Origin of the sequence: Leifsonia sp. NPDC056665 (assembly GCF_042791795.1) — a bacterium.
GTDB lineage: Bacteria > Actinomycetota > Actinomycetes > Actinomycetales > Microbacteriaceae > Leifsonia.
On the sequence record NZ_JBHTXK010000004.1, the window covers coordinates 41,567 to 61,938 of the forward strand.

Here is a 20,372-nt window from a genome sequence, read left to right on the forward strand (position 1 = left end):
CTTCGAGGTGGCTACTCCGCGGAGCACGACGACGAAGCGGGTGACCACCCGCTCGGCCGGGCGCGATGTGGCGTCAACGACCGGTGCATGGCAACCCGTGGGCGACACCGGGCTCGCAGTAGCGCCCACCACTATCGAACCGGGGCCGTTGGTTGCGCAGACGAAGGGCGCTATCTCCTCGTCGACCGACAAAGTCCGCGTCTCCATCGTCGACTCAGCGACGGCGAAGAAGCGGGGCCTGAGCGGGTTCACGCTCTCGGTCGCCCGCGACGACCTGGGCACCACCGGTGCCCGAGTCGCGATCCGCATCCCCAAGAAGGAGTTGGACAGCGTCTACGGCGCCGACTATTCGTCGCGTCTAGTCTGGTCCCAGGTCGCCGCCTCTGGCGGAAAGGCTCGGACCGCGGTGCCGGCGACCGCGGATGCGGCGACCGGCTCCGTGGTTATCACCCCGATGATCAGCGCGGCCCCGATGATGGTCGCCGCGGCGGCCGCACCCGTCTCCTCGAGCGGAACCGGGTCATTCGCAGCGACCTCCCTGAAGCCGTCGAGCTCGTGGGACGTGTCCGCGCAAACCGGCGACTTCTCCTGGTCCTACCCATTGGCCGTGCCGCCGACGCCGGCCGGGCCGTCACCGTCGGTGGCGCTGGCCTATGACTCCCAGTCTGTGGATGGGGAGACCGGATCGACGAACAACCAGCCGTCCGCTATCGGCGAAGGCTGGAGCCTCGCCGGCGGCGGGTTCATCGAACGCAGCTACGTGCCGTGCGCCATCGACAACGGAGCATCCGGACCGGTAACCACAAGCGGAGACGAATGCTGGAAGACCGACAACGCCACCATCTCCGTTGGTGGCCACTCTGGCCAGCTGATCAAGGACGCCACCACCGGAGTGTGGAAGTTGCAATCGGATGACGGCACCCGCTTCGAGCACTTGGTCGGGAGCGCCGCCGGCTGCTCCAGCAACGGAACGTACGACACGGACTGCTGGCGGATGACGACCACCGACGGCACCCAGTACTACTTCGGCCTCAACCAGCTCCCCGGCTGGGCCAGCGGCAAGCCGACGACAAACTCCACATGGACGGTACCCGTCTACGGCAACGACCCGGGCGAACCATGCCACAACTCCACGTTCGCCACCTCGTCATGCGTGCAGGCATGGCGGTGGAACCTCGACTACGTCGTCGACGTCCACGGCAACGCGGAAGCCTATTACTACGACACCCAGACGAACCTGTACTCAGCGAACGGGACGACGGCAACCAGCTACGTTCGCGGTGGCGAGCTCGATCACATCGACTACGGGTTCACCACTGGCAACGCCTACGCGACCAACGCCGCGTCCGGCAGGATCGTCTTCGGCTACGACGCCTACGGACGCTGCTCCGACACTACCCACGCCAACTGCACCGCCGAGTCGATCAGCGGCAACGCGGCAGCGGCTGCGCACCCCACCTCCTACCCGGACGTGCCGTTCGACCAGAACTGCACCACCGGCACCTGCGCCGGACTGCTCTCGCCCACATTCTGGAGCACGGCGATGCTCTCGACGGTGACCACGAAGGCACTCGTCTCGGGCGCGTACGCCAACGTCGACGTGTGGACGCTCGGCCACTCGTTCCCCAGCCCCGGCGACACCACCAACGCAGCCTTGTGGCTCACCCAGGTCGCCCACACCGGGTACCAGGGGACAACGACCGCAACCGAGCCTCCCACCGTGTTCAGCGGAGTCGCGATGCAGAACCGTGTGTGGGTCATCGACGGACTAGCACCGCTCGACAAGTACCGCGTTACCACCATCCAGAGCGCCCTCGGCGCGAAGATTCAGGTCGGCTACTCGGCACAACAGTGCACCCCGTCAAGCGCGGCCGCGATCGAGGCGAACCCGCAAACGAACACGAACCGCTGCTTCCCGCAGTGGTGGACGCCACAGGTCACCCCGCCGCAGCCTGCGCAGGAGGATCTGTTCCACAAGTACGTCGTCACCACCGTCACCACCAACCCGGAGACCGGAGGCGCATACGACCAGACTCAGGAGACTGACTATTCGTACGGCACTCCGGCGTGGCGGTACGACTCGTCCCCGCTGATCCCAGACAGCAAGCGCACCTGGAGTGTCTTCGCCGGCTACAACACTGTGGAGGTCCAAGTCGGTGACCACAACACGCCGTCCGCGCAGGCGGTCACCGACTACACCTTCTATCAGGGAATGGACGGCGACCGGGCAGCCCCGTCGGGCGGCACCAAGTCCGTTCTGGTCACCGGGAGCACCTCACGGCCGGATTCCCGCTGGTTTGCCGGCACAGTCCGGGAGCAAAAGACCGTAGGCGGGGTCGGCGGAAGCACCCTCTCCGACACGGTGACTACGCCGTGGGCTTCGGACACTACCGCGAACGATGGCACTCTGACCGCACGGATGACCGGGTCTGGCGACGTGTTTCAGACACAACCGACCTCGACCAACGGCACGCGCAGCACCGACACGACAACGACATACGACGGCACGACCGGTTTGCCTATAACCGTGAGCACGGTTCCGTCAGATGCGATCCCAAGCTGCACGACTACGAGCTATGCCCCGTCGAACAGCGCCGCCTGGATCATCGGTAAGCCGGCCAAAGTCGTCACCGTCGACCTCCCCTGCGGGACGAACGCCAACTACCCCGACGATGTGATCAGCGACGTGCGCACCACGTACGACGGCGGCACCTGGAACACCGCGCCGACGAAGGGGGACCCGACCCTCGTCGAGAGGGCGAAGGCGTTCACCGGCAACACTGAGAGCGCGGCGACCTGGATCCCGACCACGACAACCACGTACGACGCGTTCGGCCGCGTCGCCTCGGTGAAGGATGCGCTCGGTCATCTGTCCTCCAACACGTACACACCAGCTGCGACCGCGGGCGCCGGCAGCGGTGGCACGACGAGCGTGGCGACGACGAACCAGGCGCCGTTCAACTGGACGACGACAACCACGTTCGACCCTGCCCGTGGCACCGAGCTGTCCGCGACCGACGCGAACGCAAAGGTGACGACCGCCACCTACGATCCGCTGGGGCGTCGCATCGGGGTCTGGCTGCCGACACGACCGCAGGCGTCGAACCCGACCAGCCCGTCGATCGGGTACTCATACACGCTGTCTCAGACGGCGGCATCCGCCGTCACGACCAACACCGTCAACGGAGGCGGCACCGCCACGACCTACGCCCTCTACGACGGACTCGGACAGGAGATCCAAACACAGACTCATGCGGAAGGCGGAGGCACCGACGTAGCTGACACCGCCTACGACAGCCAGGGCCGGGTCGCGTTCACCGACAACACCTACTGGACCGTCTCGGCCAACCCGTCCACGACCCTGTTCGTGCCGACGAGCCTCAGCCAAATCGGGTCGCAGACCGCCAAGACTTACGACGCCTTCGGCCGCACCATCACAGTCGCCACGAACTCCTACGGCAACGAACGGTTCCACACCAGCACCGCGTACCTCGGTGCCGACCGCGTCGAAACCACCCCACCGGCCGGCGGCACCCCCACCGCGACCATCACGAACTCGATGGGTCAGCAGACCTCCCTGACCGAGTACCTCGCTGCAACACCGGGCGGCGCGGCATCCGCCGAGACCACCACGTACGGCTACAACAAGGTCGGCAAGATGGCGCAGATGGTCGACCCGGCCGGTAACACGTGGTCATGGCAGTTCGACCTCCTGGGCCGGCAGGTCAGTGCTACCGACCCGGACACCGGGACAACGACCAGCACCTACGACGACGGTGGCAACCTGCTCACCACGACCGATGCCCGCGGAACGACGCTCGCGTACACGTACGACAACCTGAACCGGAAGACGGGAGAGTTCACCGGCTCGGCGAGCGGCGCGAAACTGGCCGCGTGGACCTACGACACCGTCGCAAAGGGGCAGCTGACCTCTTCGACGAGCTATGTCGGCTCCACGCCGGGAGTGCCGGGCGCCCCCTACAGCACGACCATCACCGGCTACGACAGTCTGTACGACGTCACCGGCTCCACCATTAGCCTGCCGGCCAGCGCACCGGGCTTCGGCGCGACTAGCTACGCGTACAGCGCTACTTTCACCTCTGACGGCAGCCCGTCCACCCGGACCATCCCGGCGATGGGTGGTCTGCCCTCCGAACGTATGCGCGAGGTGTACGACGCGGACGGGCGTTCGGGAGGCGTGACCGGCTCCGCCGTGTACGCCTCGGTGAGCTACACGGCGATCGGCCAGCTCGGCCAGATCATCCGCTCCTCGACCACCGGGCTCTACACGACGTTCGGCTACGACGCGGCCACCGGAGCCGTCAACGACATCAATGACACCACCGCATTGAACGGCAACGGCACCCTGCAAGCCGACAGGGCCTACACCCGAGACGACTCCGGCGACGTCACCAAGCTCGCCACCAGCGGAGCTGCCGGCGCCGACACCCAATGCTTCGGCTACGACTACCTCCACGACCTCACGCAGGCGTGGACGCCGACCACCGGAGACTGCACGGCGACGCCGACGGCAACCGGAATCGGAGGTGCCGCACCGTACTGGACCAGCTACACCATCGACCCCGCCACCGGCAACCGCACGGGGGTCACCCAGAACCCGACCAACGCGACCGGCACAGCGACGACAGACACCTACTCATACCCGTCGGGCGGGTCCCCGAACCCGCACGCCGTTCAGTCCGTCACCCACAGCAGCAGCGGGACGACCGACAGCTACGGATACGACGCCGACGGAAATACAACGACCCGACCGGGACAGACGCTGACGTACGACCCGACAGGAGAGCTATCCGCGGTCACGGTCGGCCTGAATGCGCAGACCAGCATCTACGACCCCTCCGGAAACCTCCTATTGCAGTCGGACCCAACAAACGGAAGCACCCTCTACCTCGGCGAGACTGAACTGCATGTCGCCTCGGGTTCGACCGCCGTCACGGCTGTCCGCACCTACAGCTTCCAAGGGACACCCGTCGCCGAACGGTCAACAGTCGCCGGCGTAACTGGATCCACGGTCACGTGGGCCTCTGGAGACGCAAACCGCACCCAGGATCTCGAAGTGAACCCGAGCTCCGGGGCGGTCATGCGGCGGTACGTCGATCCGTACGGCAACACCCGCGGGGCTGCGGCGACATGGACGAGCGGTCACGGGTACCTGAACGCGCCGACAAACGCGCTCGCCGGGCTGACGCAGTTGGGAGCGCGGGCGTACGACGCGGGGTTGGGGAGATTCCTGAGTGTGGATCCGATCCTGTCCCCGAGAAATCCGCAGCAGACAAATGGTTATGCGTACAGCGCTAACAACCCGATCACCGACAGTGATGCGACCGGAGCCTGCTATCAGACTTCCTCTGATTCACTGAACTTTCACACGAACTGCGTCGGCTCCGTGGGGAGCGCGGCAGGCAACGGTGCAGCGTATGTAGCGCACTCCGGCCCGCAGATCGCAGGCAACTCGAGCAGCGACTACTCCGCATATCGGCTGATCACAGGGCCTGCGACAACGATTGCTGGACTCAACTTCAAACTCCAGCAGGCCCAAGCCCTATTGCAAGCGGAAATGGACATCGCAATCCAGAAGCTTGCGCCCCAGATCAGTTCGTATCTTGCGATGCGGCAGGGCCTGGAAGCGAACCTGACGAGCACCGGGCTCGGACTGGCTGGGATAGGCGGCGCGTTCAGTTCCGAAGACAACGCGGAGCCAGCGTCCGACGCGGTGGCGACAGAGGACGAAGAAGAGCTGGCCCTCCAAGCTCAAAATGAGGGATCAGCTGCCGCCACTACGCTTCGGCTTGGCGCGTCCACCGAAGCAGTCGAAGTTGCAGCCACAGTTCCTGTTTCGAAGTTCAGCGACTATATCTTCAAGGAAGGCGCTAGCCACGGGAAGGACGCTGTGTTCCGTTCTTACGGTTACGGTTCAGACGATAGCCAATCGCTGGCCACCCTGTACGAACAGCAAGCCGCGACCAAATTCGCCGCAGGCGATTACACGCTCGGGAAGGCAGATCAGTATGGCCAACGAATCAACATAAGCATCACTCTCCGAGGTCAAGGTGCGGCTGCTGGGCGATCAACCGAACTCGTTTCGGGATGGATGATTCGCGGAGATGGTTCGATCACTTTGAACACTCCCTTCAGTGGGTTCGCCAAGTGACAGCGCCAATCGAACCGTACGACCGGGTCCGGTTCGTCTCCGATCAGTATCGATCGAGCGGTGCGCCGATCGACTCGATTGGCTACGTGCTCGAGGTCTATCCGGACGGCGGGCTAGAGGTTGAAGTGTCTGAGCCCGCCAGTGGGGTCACCCTGGCGCTGCTTTCGGTGAGGCCAGAGGACGTCGAACCCGCAGATGAGCTGTTGATCAGGCTCACAGATTCTGTTCGTGCCCTCGCTGCAAGCCCGACCGTGCAGCTTGAGATTCTCGCTTCGATGGGACCGGACTCGGGCGCAGACGATCTGGCAATCGAGTTCGACCGACTGTTTCGACCCGCGATAGCTCTCCTCTCGAGTTCGCCGAGCGACAGAAACTTCATGCTCAGGCTGGCTGATCTCGATGACTGGCTTGCGATGCTGCGCGACAGGAGCGATCAGTCTCAATGGACTCCCGACGCAATCGCCTGTTCCAGTGACTGGGCCAAGATCCGCGAGCTAGCAGGCGCGGTCCTGCGTGAGCGCGATAAATAGGGTCGACACGCACTGAATGGACGGTCAAGCAATTAAGCGGATAACTGCGCCGAGCTAGTTCAAGGGGGATTATTTTCGCAGCTGCAGGGGATTATCAGAAACCGTGCCTGCGCCAACACTGGGCTGTAGCGCACCTTAGATAGGCCCGCACTTCGCCGATAGGGCTATCCAAGGTAGTCCGATGTGGGCGCAGATTGCGTTCAGAGACGCTGGTCGCCCGGAAGCGCTCCCTGACTTCGGATAGGCCGGCCAAGTGAAACTGGCCCTCCCAGATGGCCCACCGTGCAGGCTCACATGATTCCGCTCTCGGAAGTGCTCTGAGCGACCCCAAGTGGGTGCAGCCCTAAACCCGCCACTGCTTCTGCTCCCGACATGACCGAGCTCAACATCTGGAAGACTTCGACCGCACCATCGCCGCTTCAGTCGCCTCGATGTGTCGCCTCAAGGACGTGATTGCTGAGGCAGACCCGTCAGATCAGACAGCGTCGCGTATGGCGACCCTGCTTCGTGCTTCGCTGCCTCATCGATCGCGTTGCTGAGGCTGGTCACGCTGAAAGACGACAGCGCCCAGCCGAGTGGAGCAGCGATCGTTGGTCGAGTGAATGGGGACACGACAACCGCCGCGGAACCGTAGTCAGCCGCAAACTTGTTCGTCTGTGTATCGCACGCGTCGGCGCCGGCCGGGCAGCCGCGCGTGAAGTTGGCGACGATCCGTTGGATCAGGGCACGGTGGTCAGCCTGCACGCTAGTGGCGTTCCGCCCATCCAAAGGCACCAGCGGTTCAGCGACGACGCCGGACTCCTTGGCTTGAAGGTCAAAATCACTGGAGTTTTGGAGGAACAGCAGTATCGGCACCGCATACGGGTCGTTGCCATGTCGTGACGAGTTGTAAGCCCGGACCGCTGAGGAGATAGTCGGTGCGAGGTCAGCGACCGTGCCGAGGGCTGAACCCTCCGCGTAACCACCATCGATGAGCTCAATGGTTTTGCCGCTTGCGCACGCCTGCCCGCTCGGGAGCCGTCCCGCCGGTGTGATGATAGGGAACCGTGCCGACAACATGGCAGCACCGGCCCAGTCGAGTGAGGATACGCAGTTGCCGCCGCTGATCGTGGCGAGGTCGGCGGTTTCCGATGGCTGCACGTTGGGGAGCGAGCACGTCACCGGTGAGTTCGTGTTTCCGGCGAGGGTCTTGTTCCCGACCGGCAGCTGTCCGACGATCGCGCGGCATTTCGATCGTGCGTCCGTCGAGTTCAGCAGGGCGAAGCCGGTACCGTCGCTTGGCGTGTAGTTGAACTGCTGCCCAAGTGTTGGCGCTGCGTCGATCCAGTCCTGCTCGATGAGGGAAGCACGGTCCCTCCAGCTGACCTTTCCGTCGACGACCGATGGAACGTGGATGCCGAAGTTCGCTGCCACGAGGTCGCCTGCGAGCAGGCCCGCGACTCCACTTGCGACGACGGTTGGGCCCGATACTGCACGCACTTGCTGGAGCGCGTCCTTCCCCGCAGTTTTCGTCAGGGCGAGGCCGAGCGAACCGCCGGAAACTCCGCTGGAGAGAGCCACGGAACTGGAAAGGCAGCCCTTTTCCGACAGGGCGCTCAGAGCCTTCACGGTGAAATAGGCTGCGCGGATTCCGCCGCCTTCAGCCGCGACCACGATCACGGGTTTGATGACTGTTCCATCCGGAAGGGTCGCGAAACATCGTGCGTCGGAGATGCGTTGCTGCAATGCCGCCGCGAAGTCCGGTGACTCGGTGGATGCGGCAACTCGTTGAGCTGAGTCATAGCCGATGCGCACCGCGTGAGCCGTCGCATCTCCACCCCAGATGGACGAACCGGCGATCGTGAATACGAGGGGGATGCCGATCGCGAGGGTCAGAACCGGTGCGGCCTTCAACCGTAGGCCGCGGAAGACCGCCAGTACCTGATAATCCTGCAGTGCCACGGTGAAGGCACCGAGAACCACGCCCCATGCAGCGATCAACGCCACGGTGACTCCCGCGCCGCCAAGCGCAGCCGCGAACGCAGTCGGCACGACCAAAGCGACGATGATCACGCCAGCCCCGACACAGATGAGGACGAACAGCCAGGCACGGTTGTTCTTTGCATGCGCTGACGTGCGCGGCGCGGTCGGATCCGCCCACCGATTCACCGCGCCGAGGTACCGCGACGGGGCGGACGCGAGCCGCGCCCAAGCGTGCTTCGGTGCCGGGCTCGGTTCGCCCGTGGTTCCCACGATGACGAAGGGCCAAAGCACAGCGCTCACGAACCCAAGCACGAAGACCCCAATTGCCCAGGCAGACGGGCTGAGGAACGTCGGACCGACGAACGAACGGACCAGGCCAAGACCGCCCACGCACAACACGAGAACGGCAAGAACATCGCCGAGGAGCCACGCATAGACCGCACGCTCCGGGTCTCGATTGATCTGAACCTTCTCTAGCGGCTGGCCATTCTCGAGCAGTGCCGACACGATGACAACGAGAACCGGAATCCCGACGAACACAACTGCCGAATAGCTGAACTGGCTGAGCAATGCCGACCAGGAATCCCCGTCGACCATCGCGCCGATGACGGTCCAAGCTGCGAGAACCAACCACGCCGCGACGGGGATCGCCCACCACCCCCACTGGCCCATCGGCTTCAATTTCGACGACTCCGGAGTCTGCCGTACTCGGAAGTCGTAGCTGCAACGAGCGCGCTGCCGTCCGAGGAGAAAAAGCCCGACAGCGGCAAGGCCCAAGGTGGCCCCCGCTGCGCTGACATAGTGGACGGCTCCCCACGGGAGATCGTCGAGCCATTGGCGTTGCACATCCGGAAGCTGATCGAGAACGCCGTCGGACGGGATGCACGCAAAGACGATGAGCGCAAGAACCAGGACAGCCGACAGTCGATGAACCCAGACGGCTTCTGAGGCGTTTCTGAGGACACGCCACAGCACCTTCCGCGTCCCCTGATTCCTCAGCACAGCGACGACAAACAAGCCGACCGCGACCCATTTGGTGGTCGCGACGATCGCTTCAACTGTCCCGACGGCTCTCAACGGCGCGACAGATTGTTCATTCGCGCCGGTACTGGAGAACAACGTCAGCCCACCGATGGTCAGCACCACCGCTTCGGCCGCTTCACACAGTACGAGCAGCTGAAGGAAGACTTTGCTGAAGTTCACCCACGGCGTGGCGAGCTCCTCACCAGCAGCTGCCGGAGGGGGCGTCGCGCGAGCGGTCAGGCGGAGCAGAATCATCACATAGGCGACGACAAAGAGCGCGTCAGCCAACACGGAGAAGATGATCCACCAGCCGACTGCGTCTCTCTGACCGCTGATGTTCCACTGGCCCCACGCGGCAACATTGGTCGCCGCGACCGGCCCCATGACCGCCGAAAGCGGATGGCTCTGGTGATCGTTGCCGACAGCTTGCCCGATCAGCTCGTCCAGCCCAGCGACCGTCAGAAGGCTAGCCGCGGCGAGCATCGAGAAACACATCAACGTGGCGACGCGTCGGCCACGGCTCCGAACCGTGGCACGCACCGACGCGGCCGACTTCGCAGCCGAGACATACTCCAACGACATGGTCAAGCACCCCCGGATCGCTTCTCGACCAAACTGAGCAATGCTCACTATATGATGTGGGCGCGCCAGTGCACTAGTGGGTCTACCGGTGGGTCCGAGTCGTCAGAGTCGCTTGGGCCCGACGACATAGGTGCACCATGATTGAGCGTTCAGTCTTGGAGGTCGCACTCGCCAGAGCCTCCAAAGCTCCGTCGCCTCACTTCCTTCGGGCCGAATGTTATTAGGCTTGTTCTGCCGGCCCAGAAATACGCGGGGCGGGTGCGCTCACGACCCGTCAGCAAATGCTTATGCCTTGATGAACTGAGGAGCAACCGGATGGCAGACGATGAATTCACGACACGACTTCACAAGCTTGCCTCCGCCAACATCGTCCACGGGCAGGCGTTTCATCTGAAGCTTCCTGACGGTTGGCTCGGCGGCATCGCAATTACCGCCGATGGACCCGTTTCCTTCGAGTGGACTGAATACGGCGGGAAGGAACGTCACCGCAAGTTGAGTCCTTCAGGCGTCGTTACGCTCGCTAAGCCTGTAGGCAGCTGACACGTTGAAAACTCCCTTCAGCGGGTTCGCCAAGTGACGGCGCCAATCGAACCGTACGACCGAGTCCGGTTCATCTCCGATCAATATCGATCCAGCGGGGCGCCGATCGACTCGGTTGGCTACGTGCTCGAGGTCTATTCGGATGGCGGGCTAGAAGTTGAAGTGTCTGAGTCCGCCAGTGGGGTCACCCTGGCGCTGCTTTCGGTGAGGCCAGAGGACGTCGAACCCGCAGATGAGCTGTTGGTCAGGCTCACAGATTCTGTTCGTGCCCTCGCTGCAAGCCCGACCGTGCAGCTTGAGATTCTCGCATCGATGGGACCGGACTCAGGCGCAGACGATCTGGCAATCGAGTTCGACCGACTTTTTCGACCCGCGATGGTTCTCCTCTCGAGTTCGCCGAGGGACAGAAACTTCATGCTCAGGCTGGCTGATCTCGATGACTGGTTTGCGATGCTGCGGGATAGGAGCGATCAGTCTCAATGGACTCCCGACACGATCGCCAGTTCCAGTGACTGGGCCAAGATCCGCGAGCTAGCAGGCGCGGTCCTGCGTGAGCACGATGGATAGGGTCGACACGCATTGAATGGACGGTCAAGCAATTGAGCGGATACCTGCGCCGGGCTCGCTCCAAGGCGGATTATTTTCCCATCTGCAGGGGATTATCAGAAACCGTGCCTGCGCCAACACTGGGCTGTAGCGCACCTTAGATTGGCCCGTCGATGGATACCCCCGGAATCTCAGTGATTTCGGGGGTTTTGTCACCGACGAGATTCGCCCTTCCGAGTTCACTGTCCTAGTTGAACGTCTGAACCCAGCTCGCGACCGCAGCGATCAACGCACCGACGAGGACCCAGCTCCACGGCCCTGCTTGCCGGTCATAAGCGTTGCTCAATTCGAGTTCGCTGGATGTCAGGACTTGGCGCGCTTCGCGTTCCATTGCGCGCACCGCGGCGCGACGTCGACGTATCCGCCACGCAGGGATGTTGGCACGGATACGTGCGCGTTCATCGCGCAAGAGTTCGTTGTGTGCGCCGAGAAACGAGTCCATTGATTTGATGCCCCCGAGCAGCGCCTGCAGGCATTGCCAGGCAGCTCCCACGAGGGCAGCGGTGGCAGCTATCGCGTACCACGCTTGGGTGTTGATCATGCGGAGTGGGCGGATACGAGACCGTTGCTCGCCCGGTATTCAGGCGCAGCGGATTCGGTAGTGAACTCCACGACCTCAACGGCTTCTTCCTTGAGTGCCTCGAGAACTTCCGCAGGAGAGACACGGAAGAACTCCCGTCGCAGGTTGACCTTGTTGACGCGCTGGTCGGCGAAGCGTTTGTGGAGGTAGTTTTCGATGCCGACGGCGTCGGTGGCGAAAAAGAGTGCGTGGACGTCGAAGCGGAAAGGGACCGAGGCATCGCCGAGTTCGTTGACGCGGTCCATCGGTTCGAGGCGGCGGGTCATGCCGATCTTGACCATGTTCTCGCCGAAGGCGCCGATGTTGGAGATGACGTAGACATGCCCGGCGCGGATATTGGCGGCGCGATAGTCGACGTCGTTGATGGCCCGGTCGACGTCTGTGAGTTGCGCTCGGATCCGCTCGGCGCCGTCGGTGTCCCCGTTGGCTTCGAGCGCGGCAATGGTTGAGAGGTAGTGTGAGCGTTCCTTTTCGAGCCGTTCCTTCTCACGGCGGAGTTCGGCTTCCGCTTTCATCTGCTCGCGAAGTTCGGCGCGGCGTTCTCGGTCGAGTTCGCGTTCGCGCTGGACCGCGAGGAGGTGGCTGTTTGCGAGTTCAATCTCTTTGAGGCGGAGTCGATGGTACTGATCGGTGATCCGGAGCTGGATCATCTTGCCGCCGTTGGCGATCTGTTCAGCTGCTCGAGTGAGACGGGTCTGAGCTGACGAGAGGTTCCCCGCCTTGGTTGCCTTCACGGCGTTTTCGGCCTCGGCGTTGTAGGCGCGAAGAAGCACCTTGGTCATGTCGCTGATGAACTTGGTGCCTTCCGCAACCGAGTTGTTGAAGAGGAAGCCGGAGGCATGCGTGACTGCGGTCTTGTCACGGACCATGTTCTTGATCCGCGCGCGAATGGATTCCAGTTCGGTTGCCAGCGACGCCGAGGACTCGGCTGGGTGCTCGAAGTCGAAGAGACCTACCTCTTGGAGCGAGACGATGTCGGCCACGTCGACACGTTCGCTGTTGAGCTGGTCGAGTTGCTCCTGAACGGTATCGACTTCGTGAACCAACTCGGAGAGTTTCGATTCGACGGCAGCGAGGTGCGTGTCGGCTTCCTTTTCGACAACGGCGGCTGCAGCCTCGGCTTCAGTGCGCTGCTTGGCGATTGCGGCTTCAGCCTCCGATCGCTGAGTTGTGATCGCAGCTTCGGTTTCTGCGCGGTACGCGTCAAGGTCCGCGAACGAGCGCAGCCCGTGCGTATCGACGATGGCTTGCAGTTCCGCAACTTTCGCCGTTAGTTGCGTGACCGTCGCAGTGAGCTCGGTCGCCCGTTCGCGAGCGTCTTTCTTGCTCAGTTTGTCGAGCGGAGTGACTACATGCCTGGGCGCTGTTCGTGGTGCCGATGCACGCTGATCAGTCCACTGCGTGCCGTTCCACCAACGCTGATCTCCCGGATGCTCCGGATCGGCGTACCAGCCGGAAGGGATCTCCGCAGGCTTTGGCCGAACCTGGTCTGACCAGGCTGTCCCATTCCACCAGCGCTCGGTGGTCGGATCGTTCGGGTTCTCGTACCAGTTGGCGGGAGTGCTCATCATGGTCCGTTCAAATGAGGTGACTGATCACAGGCACAGCGACCGCGGCGGCAGCGATGGCTGCCAACACGATCGCGGCGCATCCGCTCTTAGCAGGGGCGGTTGAGACCGTGATACGTGATGGCGAAGCCTTGCGCGCCTTGACCTTCTGAGAGGCGCCGCGCTTCGGCGCCGAGTACGCGGGCGGAACGTAGTACGTCGCGGCCACAGGTACGAGCGGCGGGAGCGTAACCGGCTCGCCGTTGAGCCAGATGTCGTCGACATCCGTCGCTTTGGTCGCTTGAAGTACGACCTCGGCGGTGAGACTCGATCCCTTCAACTGAGCCCACGCTGCAGTGACGAGTCCCTTGACGTCGAGGTGATCGATGATCGGGAAGAAGTGCTTCGACGTCGCGGTTGACATCTCGCCGACTCGCTGGCCGTTGAGGCGGACTTCCGCGAACTCGCGATCCCCGCGCGGCCTGGCCTCGACTCCGCGGTGAAGGGTGACGAGCAGGAGCTCGCGGTCATGTTTCCCGGCGAACCGTTTGAGGACATCGAAGTGCTGCTCTTCTCCGATGACCTGGAGGCCGTTGCCCCACGGAACGATGGAGTACGGAGCTGTCGGCGGATCGTTGACCGGAACAAGCATGTGAGGCTCGCCCAAGGCGAGTCGGACATTGGAGAAGAAGCGCGGCTTGCCGTCGTACCCGTTCCTCAGGACCGCCCAGATCGAGGCGCCGGCGATGGGGATGTGACCGCTGGCGACGATACGGTCGACGACGGGTTTGTAGCGCTTCGCGTCGTCCTTCGGCAGGTATCCCACGAGGTGGCCCTTCATGCGAACCGAGACGGCGTTCTTGTCATAAGGATTGTCGGGTTCGGGAATCAAGCTCGCGAGTTCGCGGAGCTCAACCTCCTCGTCGACCTTCGGACGTCGGCCGATTACCGCGATGATCTCGTCATCCCGATACGCTTCGCCTACCACCTCCAAAGAAGGCCAGTTGTGGCCGACGCTCAGCCAAAACGATGAGGGGCTTGAAGCGACGATCTTCTGTTCGACTTTCTTCTGTGGCATTTTCGTCGGCGCCGACTCGGTCGGTTCAGCTTTGGCCGGCTCGGCTGCGAGGTCAGAGGTCGAAGTCAATGGCGCGGTAGGGGCTGGATAGGAGCTTGGCGAGGCGTCGCTAGGTTTGGAGGGCGTCAGGACGCGTGGGGAGCGGTGCTCTGTCCATGCCGTTCCGTTCCAGTACCGAAACTGAGTCGTGTCCCGCGGATCGATATACCAATCCGCCGGAGGATTCTCATTCACCGTTTGTTCCCCTCGCCAGCGCTCGGCCGGGTACCGCGACGCCATAGTTCGCGCTTGCGCCGACGCACATGTTGTCTACGGTTGCAGAACGTGAGGACTACTTCACACCCCAGAAAGGGGTGGAAAACACCAAAGCGTGCGGTCACCCACCCAGAACTGGGGCCCCGCATCGAACCGCATGTCCGGTGGGTGCCTGCGAGGATTATCAGCATGCCCATCGCAGAAGAGAACCAACGGTGACGGCTGACGCTCCAGGCCCGCCAGTCGTCCGCGGGCAGAATCCAGAACCTGCAGACGGCTGGACCTGGTGCTTGACCGACTACGAGATCGAATACATCAGGGCATATAACGTTCGTCCCCCGCGGACGGAGTCCTGGTCTGGCACCGCGGAAGCCGAGTATCGCCTCGAACAAGAAGCAGATGGCGTCCGGCAAGCGCGCCGGCCGCGTAATCCTTCGTGGCGGCAATGGGGTCGTCGCCGTGTGAGACGCTCCTGGCCGTGGGTCACCATCGCAGCCCTCCTTGTTGCTTCCTCCGTAACTCTCGGCGCTGCAGGATTTCAAAGTCTTCACGAGGCGCAGTCAGTGGCAAAGAGGACCCACACTATTAAGGAAGCGCTCGCGAATGGCTGATCCGCACGAGCTTGCCATTGAGGCTAACCCCACGACTGAGGCAACTAGGACCCGGAAGCCTAAGCGCGACTGGCATCTGACGCGGATCGGAGTGGCGTCCTTGCTTGCCGCCGCCGTCATTCTCGTGGCTGTTACCGCAACGTTCTACGTCGACAGCCAGAACCGCGTTTCCCTGGCGAAGAGTGCGTATGTCGCGGCGATAAAGACCAAGGCTGAGCACGACAAAGCCGTGGCAGAGGAAGAGGCGAAAGCGCAGGCAGAGCAGGCCGCGCAGGAAGCGGCGCAGGCCGAGGCGGACCGAATCGAGGCCCAGAAGAAGGCTGCGGATGAGGCTGCCGCGTCGCAGGGATACAGCCCATCGCCCACGGCCGACGGGCTGGTGTTTTACAAAGGCGTAAGCGGGACATGCGGCACTTTCATGCCGTGCACCCATCTCTCGATCTACTCTGCCTCGACATGTCCAGCCGGCGTGTACGTTTCTGCCAATCTGAAGTCTGCGAGCGGCGTCGTCGTCGGCCATGGCAACGGAATCACCGGGGGCCTAGACCCGTCAACCAGTGAGATTATCGAGATCGATTTCCCGGCAGTCAATGGGGAGCCTGCGACGTCTCAGGTCACCGACGCCCACTGCCTATAACCGCGCTCTGCTCGGGTAGCCGGACCGCGGGCCGTTCGAACATGCGGGCCGCGGATGGCAAGGTGGAATTGATTCACGCATGTGGTGGCATCGTGATGATTGCCCTAGCTCGCGATCCTTGATCTGAGGCCCCATCACCAATTTCCCGAATACCCCGCCGATCGGAACCCCCGGAATCCCAGTGATTCCGGGGGTTTCGCCCACCTGCTCCGCTACCGCGGATCCGGCAGATCGAGATTCCAGTGCCGCGACACGACAATGACCCACTCCTGGTCGTGGTCACCATGCCCCGGCGGCCCGTGCGAGATGAAGAACCGGGAAACCACGCGTTGGGAGCCCTCGGCATCCCCGTAGAGCACGTCGACGCAGAACCCCTCACCCGTTGCCCCGGAGCGGGCCACCTCGAAGTCGGTCGACTCGGGTTCGCGGATGGCCACCTGGCAGAACCCGGGGTCGTTCGTCGGCACGTAGATGTCGCGGGTGAGCCGGTGGAAGTCGTCGACCGAGGGGACGGGTGCCCGCGCATCCGCGGTGAGGCACCAACCGTGCAGGATCGCGACGCCCGCCCCGGCGTTGCGCACGGACATCACGAGGTAGACGGCCTCATCGGTGATCTCGAGGGCCGCCCGGCCGCCCTGCGCCGTCAGCCACCTGCCGTCCGCGAACCGCACCTTCTGGGGTGGGTCGGACCAGTTGGAGGGAAGCAGGATGGGGCGGATCCCCTCGAGGAGCGCCCGCTCGGCGACGCGCGCGGACCGGTTGGCGGAGCGCGTCGAGGCGAACGTCGCGACCGCCAGCACGGTGGTTCCCACGGCGGTCCCGAGGTCGGCGACCAGAACCCAATCGAACACAGGCGACATTCAACGCCATCGGGAGTCGCCGTCGGAAGGGGTGATCCGACCGGTCAGTCGCCCACCCCGCCCGGCGCCACGCTGATCGCCTCCCGGAGGGCCGCGACCGCCGCCCCGCGCGCCCAGTCCACGAACGTGTGCCGCCGCACGATCAGGCGGCAGTTCGCCGCGGTCCCGAACACGTGGGCCAGGAACTCTTCGCGGAAGCGGCGCTCGTAAAGGTCGTAATCCATGACCCCTTCGCCGGCGATCACGACGACCTCCGGGCCGAACAGATTCACCGTCGTGGCGACGGCGGCGCCGATGGCCGTGCCCGCCCGCTCGAAGGCGTCGACCGCGACGCGGTCGCCTTCGTGGGCGAGGCGGATCGCGTCGGCCAAGGTGAGGGCCGGGTCGTCGTGGCCCTGCCGGACCGCGTCGCGGATGGCGTGGGAGGAGGCGACGGCCTCGACGCAGCCGCGGCGGCCGCAGACGCAGACCGCGTCCTTCGGGCCGAGGGGGAGGTGGCCGATCTCGCCGGCGACGCCGTGGGCGCCGACGACGACGTCGTCGTTCACGTAGATCCCGCACCCGATACCTGCACCGATCGTGATGATGGCGAACGAGTCGGCGTCCGTTCCCACGCCGAACCACTGTTCCGCCTTGGCGAGTGCGCGCACGTCGTTCTCGACGATGACGGGGAGGCCGAGCCGGGCGGAGAGGCGGCTGCCGAGGGGGACGTGCGTCCAGCCGAGCAGCGGGGAGTCGCGGACGACTCCCTCAGCGGTGTCGATGTCGCCGGAGACGGAGACTCCCACTCCGGTGAGGAAGCGGGCGTCGTCGCCGAGCTGGTCGATGAGGGTCTCCACCGACTTCACGATGGCGGTGATCGTCGCGTCGGGGGCGTGGCTCGTGAGCCGGCGGCGGGTGGAGGCGATCACCTCGTTGCCCAGGCTGACCGTCACGGCGAAGATCTCATCGGCGTTCACCTTGACGCCGACGGCGATCATGGAACGCGGGACCACGCTCAGCGGGCGGACGGGCCGGCCGGGGAACGCGTGCTCGGCGTGCTCGCCGACGGTGACGAAGCCGTCCGCGATGAGCGGGCTGACGGTCTTGGTGACCTTGGCCTGCGACAGGCCGGTGAGGCGGCCGATGTCGAGTCTGCTGACGGGGCCGTGCGTGATGATGCGCGTGAAGATCTCGGCGGACGCCGCCGTGCCCAGCACGGGTCGGCGTGCTGTGTGTTCGGACATGCTCACGCTCATCGTGCACCTGATCTGTGTGGCGGGTCGTCGAACCGGGCCCCGCACCCCCGTGCCGACAGTGCTGTCCGGCGTGCGACAAGGCTAGTACACATCCGGGCCGTTCCGCGCGCCGATTTGGTTATCTTGTTTCCATTGTGTTGTAACTCTCGAAGGCACTTGGGGCCGTCTTTTCAGGGGAGTGTGGCGATTCATGCGCGACGGGAACAACGCATGTGGCGGAGATTATTGACAGCGGCAAAGAAATAGGTTTTGCTATAGACCACCCCCTCGGGACCGCTGTTCCGGCCGAGGCGAGGAACCAGATCATCTCTTGTTGGGAGTCTTCGATGACGAAGGATGCGGCCTCATGACGAGCGCGCCGCCCGTGGCCCCGGCGCCGCCGGCCGCCCGAGTCCCCGACGCGGCGACTCCGCGACGGGTGCCGCGCAACCGGCTGACCCTCGGGCAGCGCTGGCGGGTCGCTCTCCGGCGCCACTGGCAGCTCTACCTGCTGACCATCCTCCCGCTCGCGTACTTCGTGATCTTCAAGTACGTGCCGATCTCGAACGCGATCATCGCGTTCAAGGACTACAGCCCGGTGCTCGGCGTCTGGGGCAGTCCGTGGGCCGGCTGGGCCAACTTCGCCACGATGCTCCAGAACCCGGTGTTCCCGACGCTGGTCCAGAACACCCTGCTGCTGTCCGGCTACGCGATCCTGGCGAGCTTCCCAATCCCGCTGATCCTCGCTCTCGCGCTCAACGAGGTCCGGCACAGGTGGTTCCAGAAGACCGTCCAGATGGTCACCTATGCCCCGTTCTTCATCTCGACCGTCGTCGTGGTGTCGATGCTGATCCTCATCATGGCCCCGCGGCTCGGCGTCCTGAGCCAGGTCTTCGGCTTCTTCGGGGTCCAGTCGCCCGACTTCCTGGGCGACCCGAACTACTTCCGGCACATCTACGTCTGGTCGGACGTCTGGCAGACCGCCGGGTACTCCGCGGTGATCTACATGGCGGCTCTCTCCGGGATCGACCCGGCGCTGTACGAGGCGGCGCGAGTGGATGGCGCGTCCCGGCTCCGCAAGATCTGGCACGTCGACATCCCGGGCATCATGCCGACGGCGATGATCGTCCTGATCCTCAGCGTCGGCAACATCATGTCGATCGGGTTCGAGAAGGTCTTCCTGCTCCAGAACCCGCTGAACCTCGGCCAGTCCGAGATCATCGCGACGTACGTCTACAAGCTGGGCATCCTCAACGCCGACTTCGGCACCGCGACCGCCGTCGGCCTCTTCAACTCTGTGATCAACCTTGTGCTGCTGCTCGTCGTGAACTGGGTGGCAAAACGTATCAGTGGGAGTGGACTGTGGTAACCATCGAGAGCCCGCGAGCGCGCCGCAGCGCCCGCCCCGCCGCCGCGTCCAAGAAGACGCGTCGCATCCGGGAGTCCGCATCGGACCGCGCGCTCCTGGTCGTCATCTACCTCGGACTGACGCTGGCCGTCCTCGTCGTCCTCCTGCCGCTGCTGTTCATCCTGGCCAGCTCCTTCTCCTCGCCCGAGGCAGTGACAGCGGGGCGCGTCCTCCTCTGGCCCGTCGACTTCACGCTCAAGGGCTACCAGACGGTGCTGGCCGACCCCCAGGTGCTGCTGGGCTACGCGAACTCGCTGTTCTACATGGTCGCGGGCACCCTCATCAGCACCACGCTGACGGTCTGCCTCGCCTGGCCGCTCTCACGCCGCACCTTCATGGGACGCAACGTGATCATGGGCCTCCCGGAGGAGCTGGTGGAGGCGGCGTCCCTCGACGGGTCCAGCGATCTGCGCTTCCTCTGGAGCGTCGTGCTCCCGCTGTCCAAGCCGCTGATCGCCGTCATCGCGCTCATGTACGCGATCGGCCAGTGGAACGGCTTCTTCGACGCCCTGCTCTATCTGAAGAGCTCCGACCTGTTCCCCCTCCAGCTCGTGCTCCGCAACATCCTCGTGCTCAACGCCACCAACGGCGGCACGAACGATCTGGCCGCGCAGGCGCAGAACCAGGAGCTGGTCAACCTGCTGAAGTACTCGCTCATCGTGATCACGAGCGTCCCGGTCCTGGTCATCTACCCGTTCGTCGCGCGCTACTTCAACAAGGGCGTCCTCATCGGGTCGGTCAAGGGCTGACCCGCCGCCGGTCGC

At 64.0% G+C, this 20,372-nt stretch carries 13 protein-coding genes and 1 pseudogene; 7 read left to right on the top strand and 7 right to left on the bottom strand.

The features are described from left to right. Positions 1-40: 40 nt before the first annotated feature. The gene (locus ACFQ9V_RS05785; RefSeq protein WP_382458219.1) at positions 41-6,172 is read left to right on the top strand and encodes an RHS repeat-associated core domain-containing protein; all 6,132 of its coding nucleotides are present in this window, start codon (positions 41-43) and stop codon (positions 6,170-6,172) included. Then, positions 6,169-6,702 (top strand): hypothetical protein, encoded by a 534-nt coding sequence (locus ACFQ9V_RS05790; RefSeq protein WP_382458220.1) that lies wholly within the window; start codon positions 6,169-6,171, stop codon positions 6,700-6,702. The genes ACFQ9V_RS05785 and ACFQ9V_RS05790 overlap by 4 nt, the downstream gene beginning before the upstream one ends. A 441-nt stretch (positions 6,703-7,143) precedes the next feature. Here the strand turns inward: ACFQ9V_RS05790 and ACFQ9V_RS05795 are convergent, their stop codons facing one another. Then, complete coding sequence (locus tag ACFQ9V_RS05795) at positions 7,144-10,317, bottom strand: hypothetical protein (RefSeq protein WP_382458221.1); 3,174 nt, start codon at positions 10,315-10,317, stop codon at positions 7,144-7,146. A gap of 267 nt (positions 10,318-10,584) precedes the next feature. Here ACFQ9V_RS05795 and ACFQ9V_RS05800 point away from each other — a divergent pair, with 267 nt between their 5' ends. Beyond that, positions 10,585-10,809: a hypothetical protein gene (locus ACFQ9V_RS05800; protein ID WP_382458222.1), complete on the top strand. Its 225-nt coding sequence runs from the start codon at positions 10,585-10,587 to the stop codon at positions 10,807-10,809. Positions 10,810-10,842: 33 nt separating this feature from the next. Beyond that, positions 10,843-11,376, top strand: a complete 534-nt coding sequence (locus ACFQ9V_RS05805; RefSeq protein ID WP_382458223.1) for a hypothetical protein — start codon at positions 10,843-10,845, stop codon at positions 11,374-11,376. A 226-nt stretch (positions 11,377-11,602) separates the two neighbouring features. Here ACFQ9V_RS05805 and ACFQ9V_RS05810 read toward each other — a convergent pair whose 3' ends face one another. The 4 genes and pseudogenes from ACFQ9V_RS05810 to ACFQ9V_RS05825 all read right to left on the bottom strand — a co-directional run. Beyond that, on the bottom strand, positions 11,603-11,956 hold the full coding sequence (locus tag ACFQ9V_RS05810) for a hypothetical protein (protein ID WP_382458224.1): 354 nt from the start codon (positions 11,954-11,956) through the stop codon (positions 11,603-11,605). Continuing rightward, the gene (locus tag ACFQ9V_RS05815; protein ID WP_382458225.1) at positions 11,953-13,566 is read right to left on the bottom strand and encodes a DUF4041 domain-containing protein; all 1,614 of its coding nucleotides are present in this window, start codon (positions 13,564-13,566) and stop codon (positions 11,953-11,955) included. The genes ACFQ9V_RS05810 and ACFQ9V_RS05815 overlap by 4 nt, the downstream gene beginning before the upstream one ends. A 7-nt stretch (positions 13,567-13,573) precedes the next feature. Beyond that, positions 13,574-14,620: an HIRAN domain-containing protein gene (locus tag ACFQ9V_RS05820; protein ID WP_382458424.1), complete on the bottom strand. Its 1,047-nt coding sequence runs from the start codon at positions 14,618-14,620 to the stop codon at positions 13,574-13,576. A gap of 144 nt (positions 14,621-14,764) precedes the next feature. Beyond that, positions 14,765-14,899: pseudogene (locus ACFQ9V_RS05825) on the bottom strand (DUF2510 domain-containing protein); the annotation flags it as partial. 579 nt (positions 14,900-15,478) lie between these two features. Here ACFQ9V_RS05825 and ACFQ9V_RS05830 point away from each other — a divergent pair. Further along, positions 15,479-16,123: a hypothetical protein gene (locus ACFQ9V_RS05830; RefSeq protein WP_382458226.1), complete on the top strand. Its 645-nt coding sequence runs from the start codon at positions 15,479-15,481 to the stop codon at positions 16,121-16,123. 212 nt (positions 16,124-16,335) lie between these two features. Here the strand turns inward: ACFQ9V_RS05830 and ACFQ9V_RS05835 are convergent, their stop codons facing one another. Beyond that, positions 16,336-16,974 carry a hypothetical protein gene (locus ACFQ9V_RS05835; RefSeq protein ID WP_382458227.1) on the bottom strand — a complete coding sequence of 213 codons (639 nt, stop codon included), beginning with the start codon at positions 16,972-16,974 and terminating at the stop codon, positions 16,336-16,338. A 53-nt stretch (positions 16,975-17,027) separates the two neighbouring features. Continuing rightward, the gene (locus tag ACFQ9V_RS05840) at positions 17,028-18,209 is read right to left on the bottom strand and encodes an ROK family protein (protein WP_382458228.1); all 1,182 of its coding nucleotides are present in this window, start codon (positions 18,207-18,209) and stop codon (positions 17,028-17,030) included. A gap of 358 nt (positions 18,210-18,567) precedes the next feature. Between ACFQ9V_RS05840 and ACFQ9V_RS05845 the strand changes: the two genes are divergently transcribed. Then, positions 18,568-19,569, top strand: coding sequence for an ABC transporter permease (locus ACFQ9V_RS05845; protein ID WP_382458229.1), 1,002 nt, complete (start codon positions 18,568-18,570; stop codon positions 19,567-19,569). After that, on the top strand, positions 19,563-20,357 hold the full coding sequence (locus ACFQ9V_RS05850) for a carbohydrate ABC transporter permease (RefSeq protein WP_382458230.1): 795 nt from the start codon (positions 19,563-19,565) through the stop codon (positions 20,355-20,357). The genes ACFQ9V_RS05845 and ACFQ9V_RS05850 overlap by 7 nt, the downstream gene beginning before the upstream one ends. The last annotated feature ends 15 nt before the right edge of the window (positions 20,358-20,372 follow it).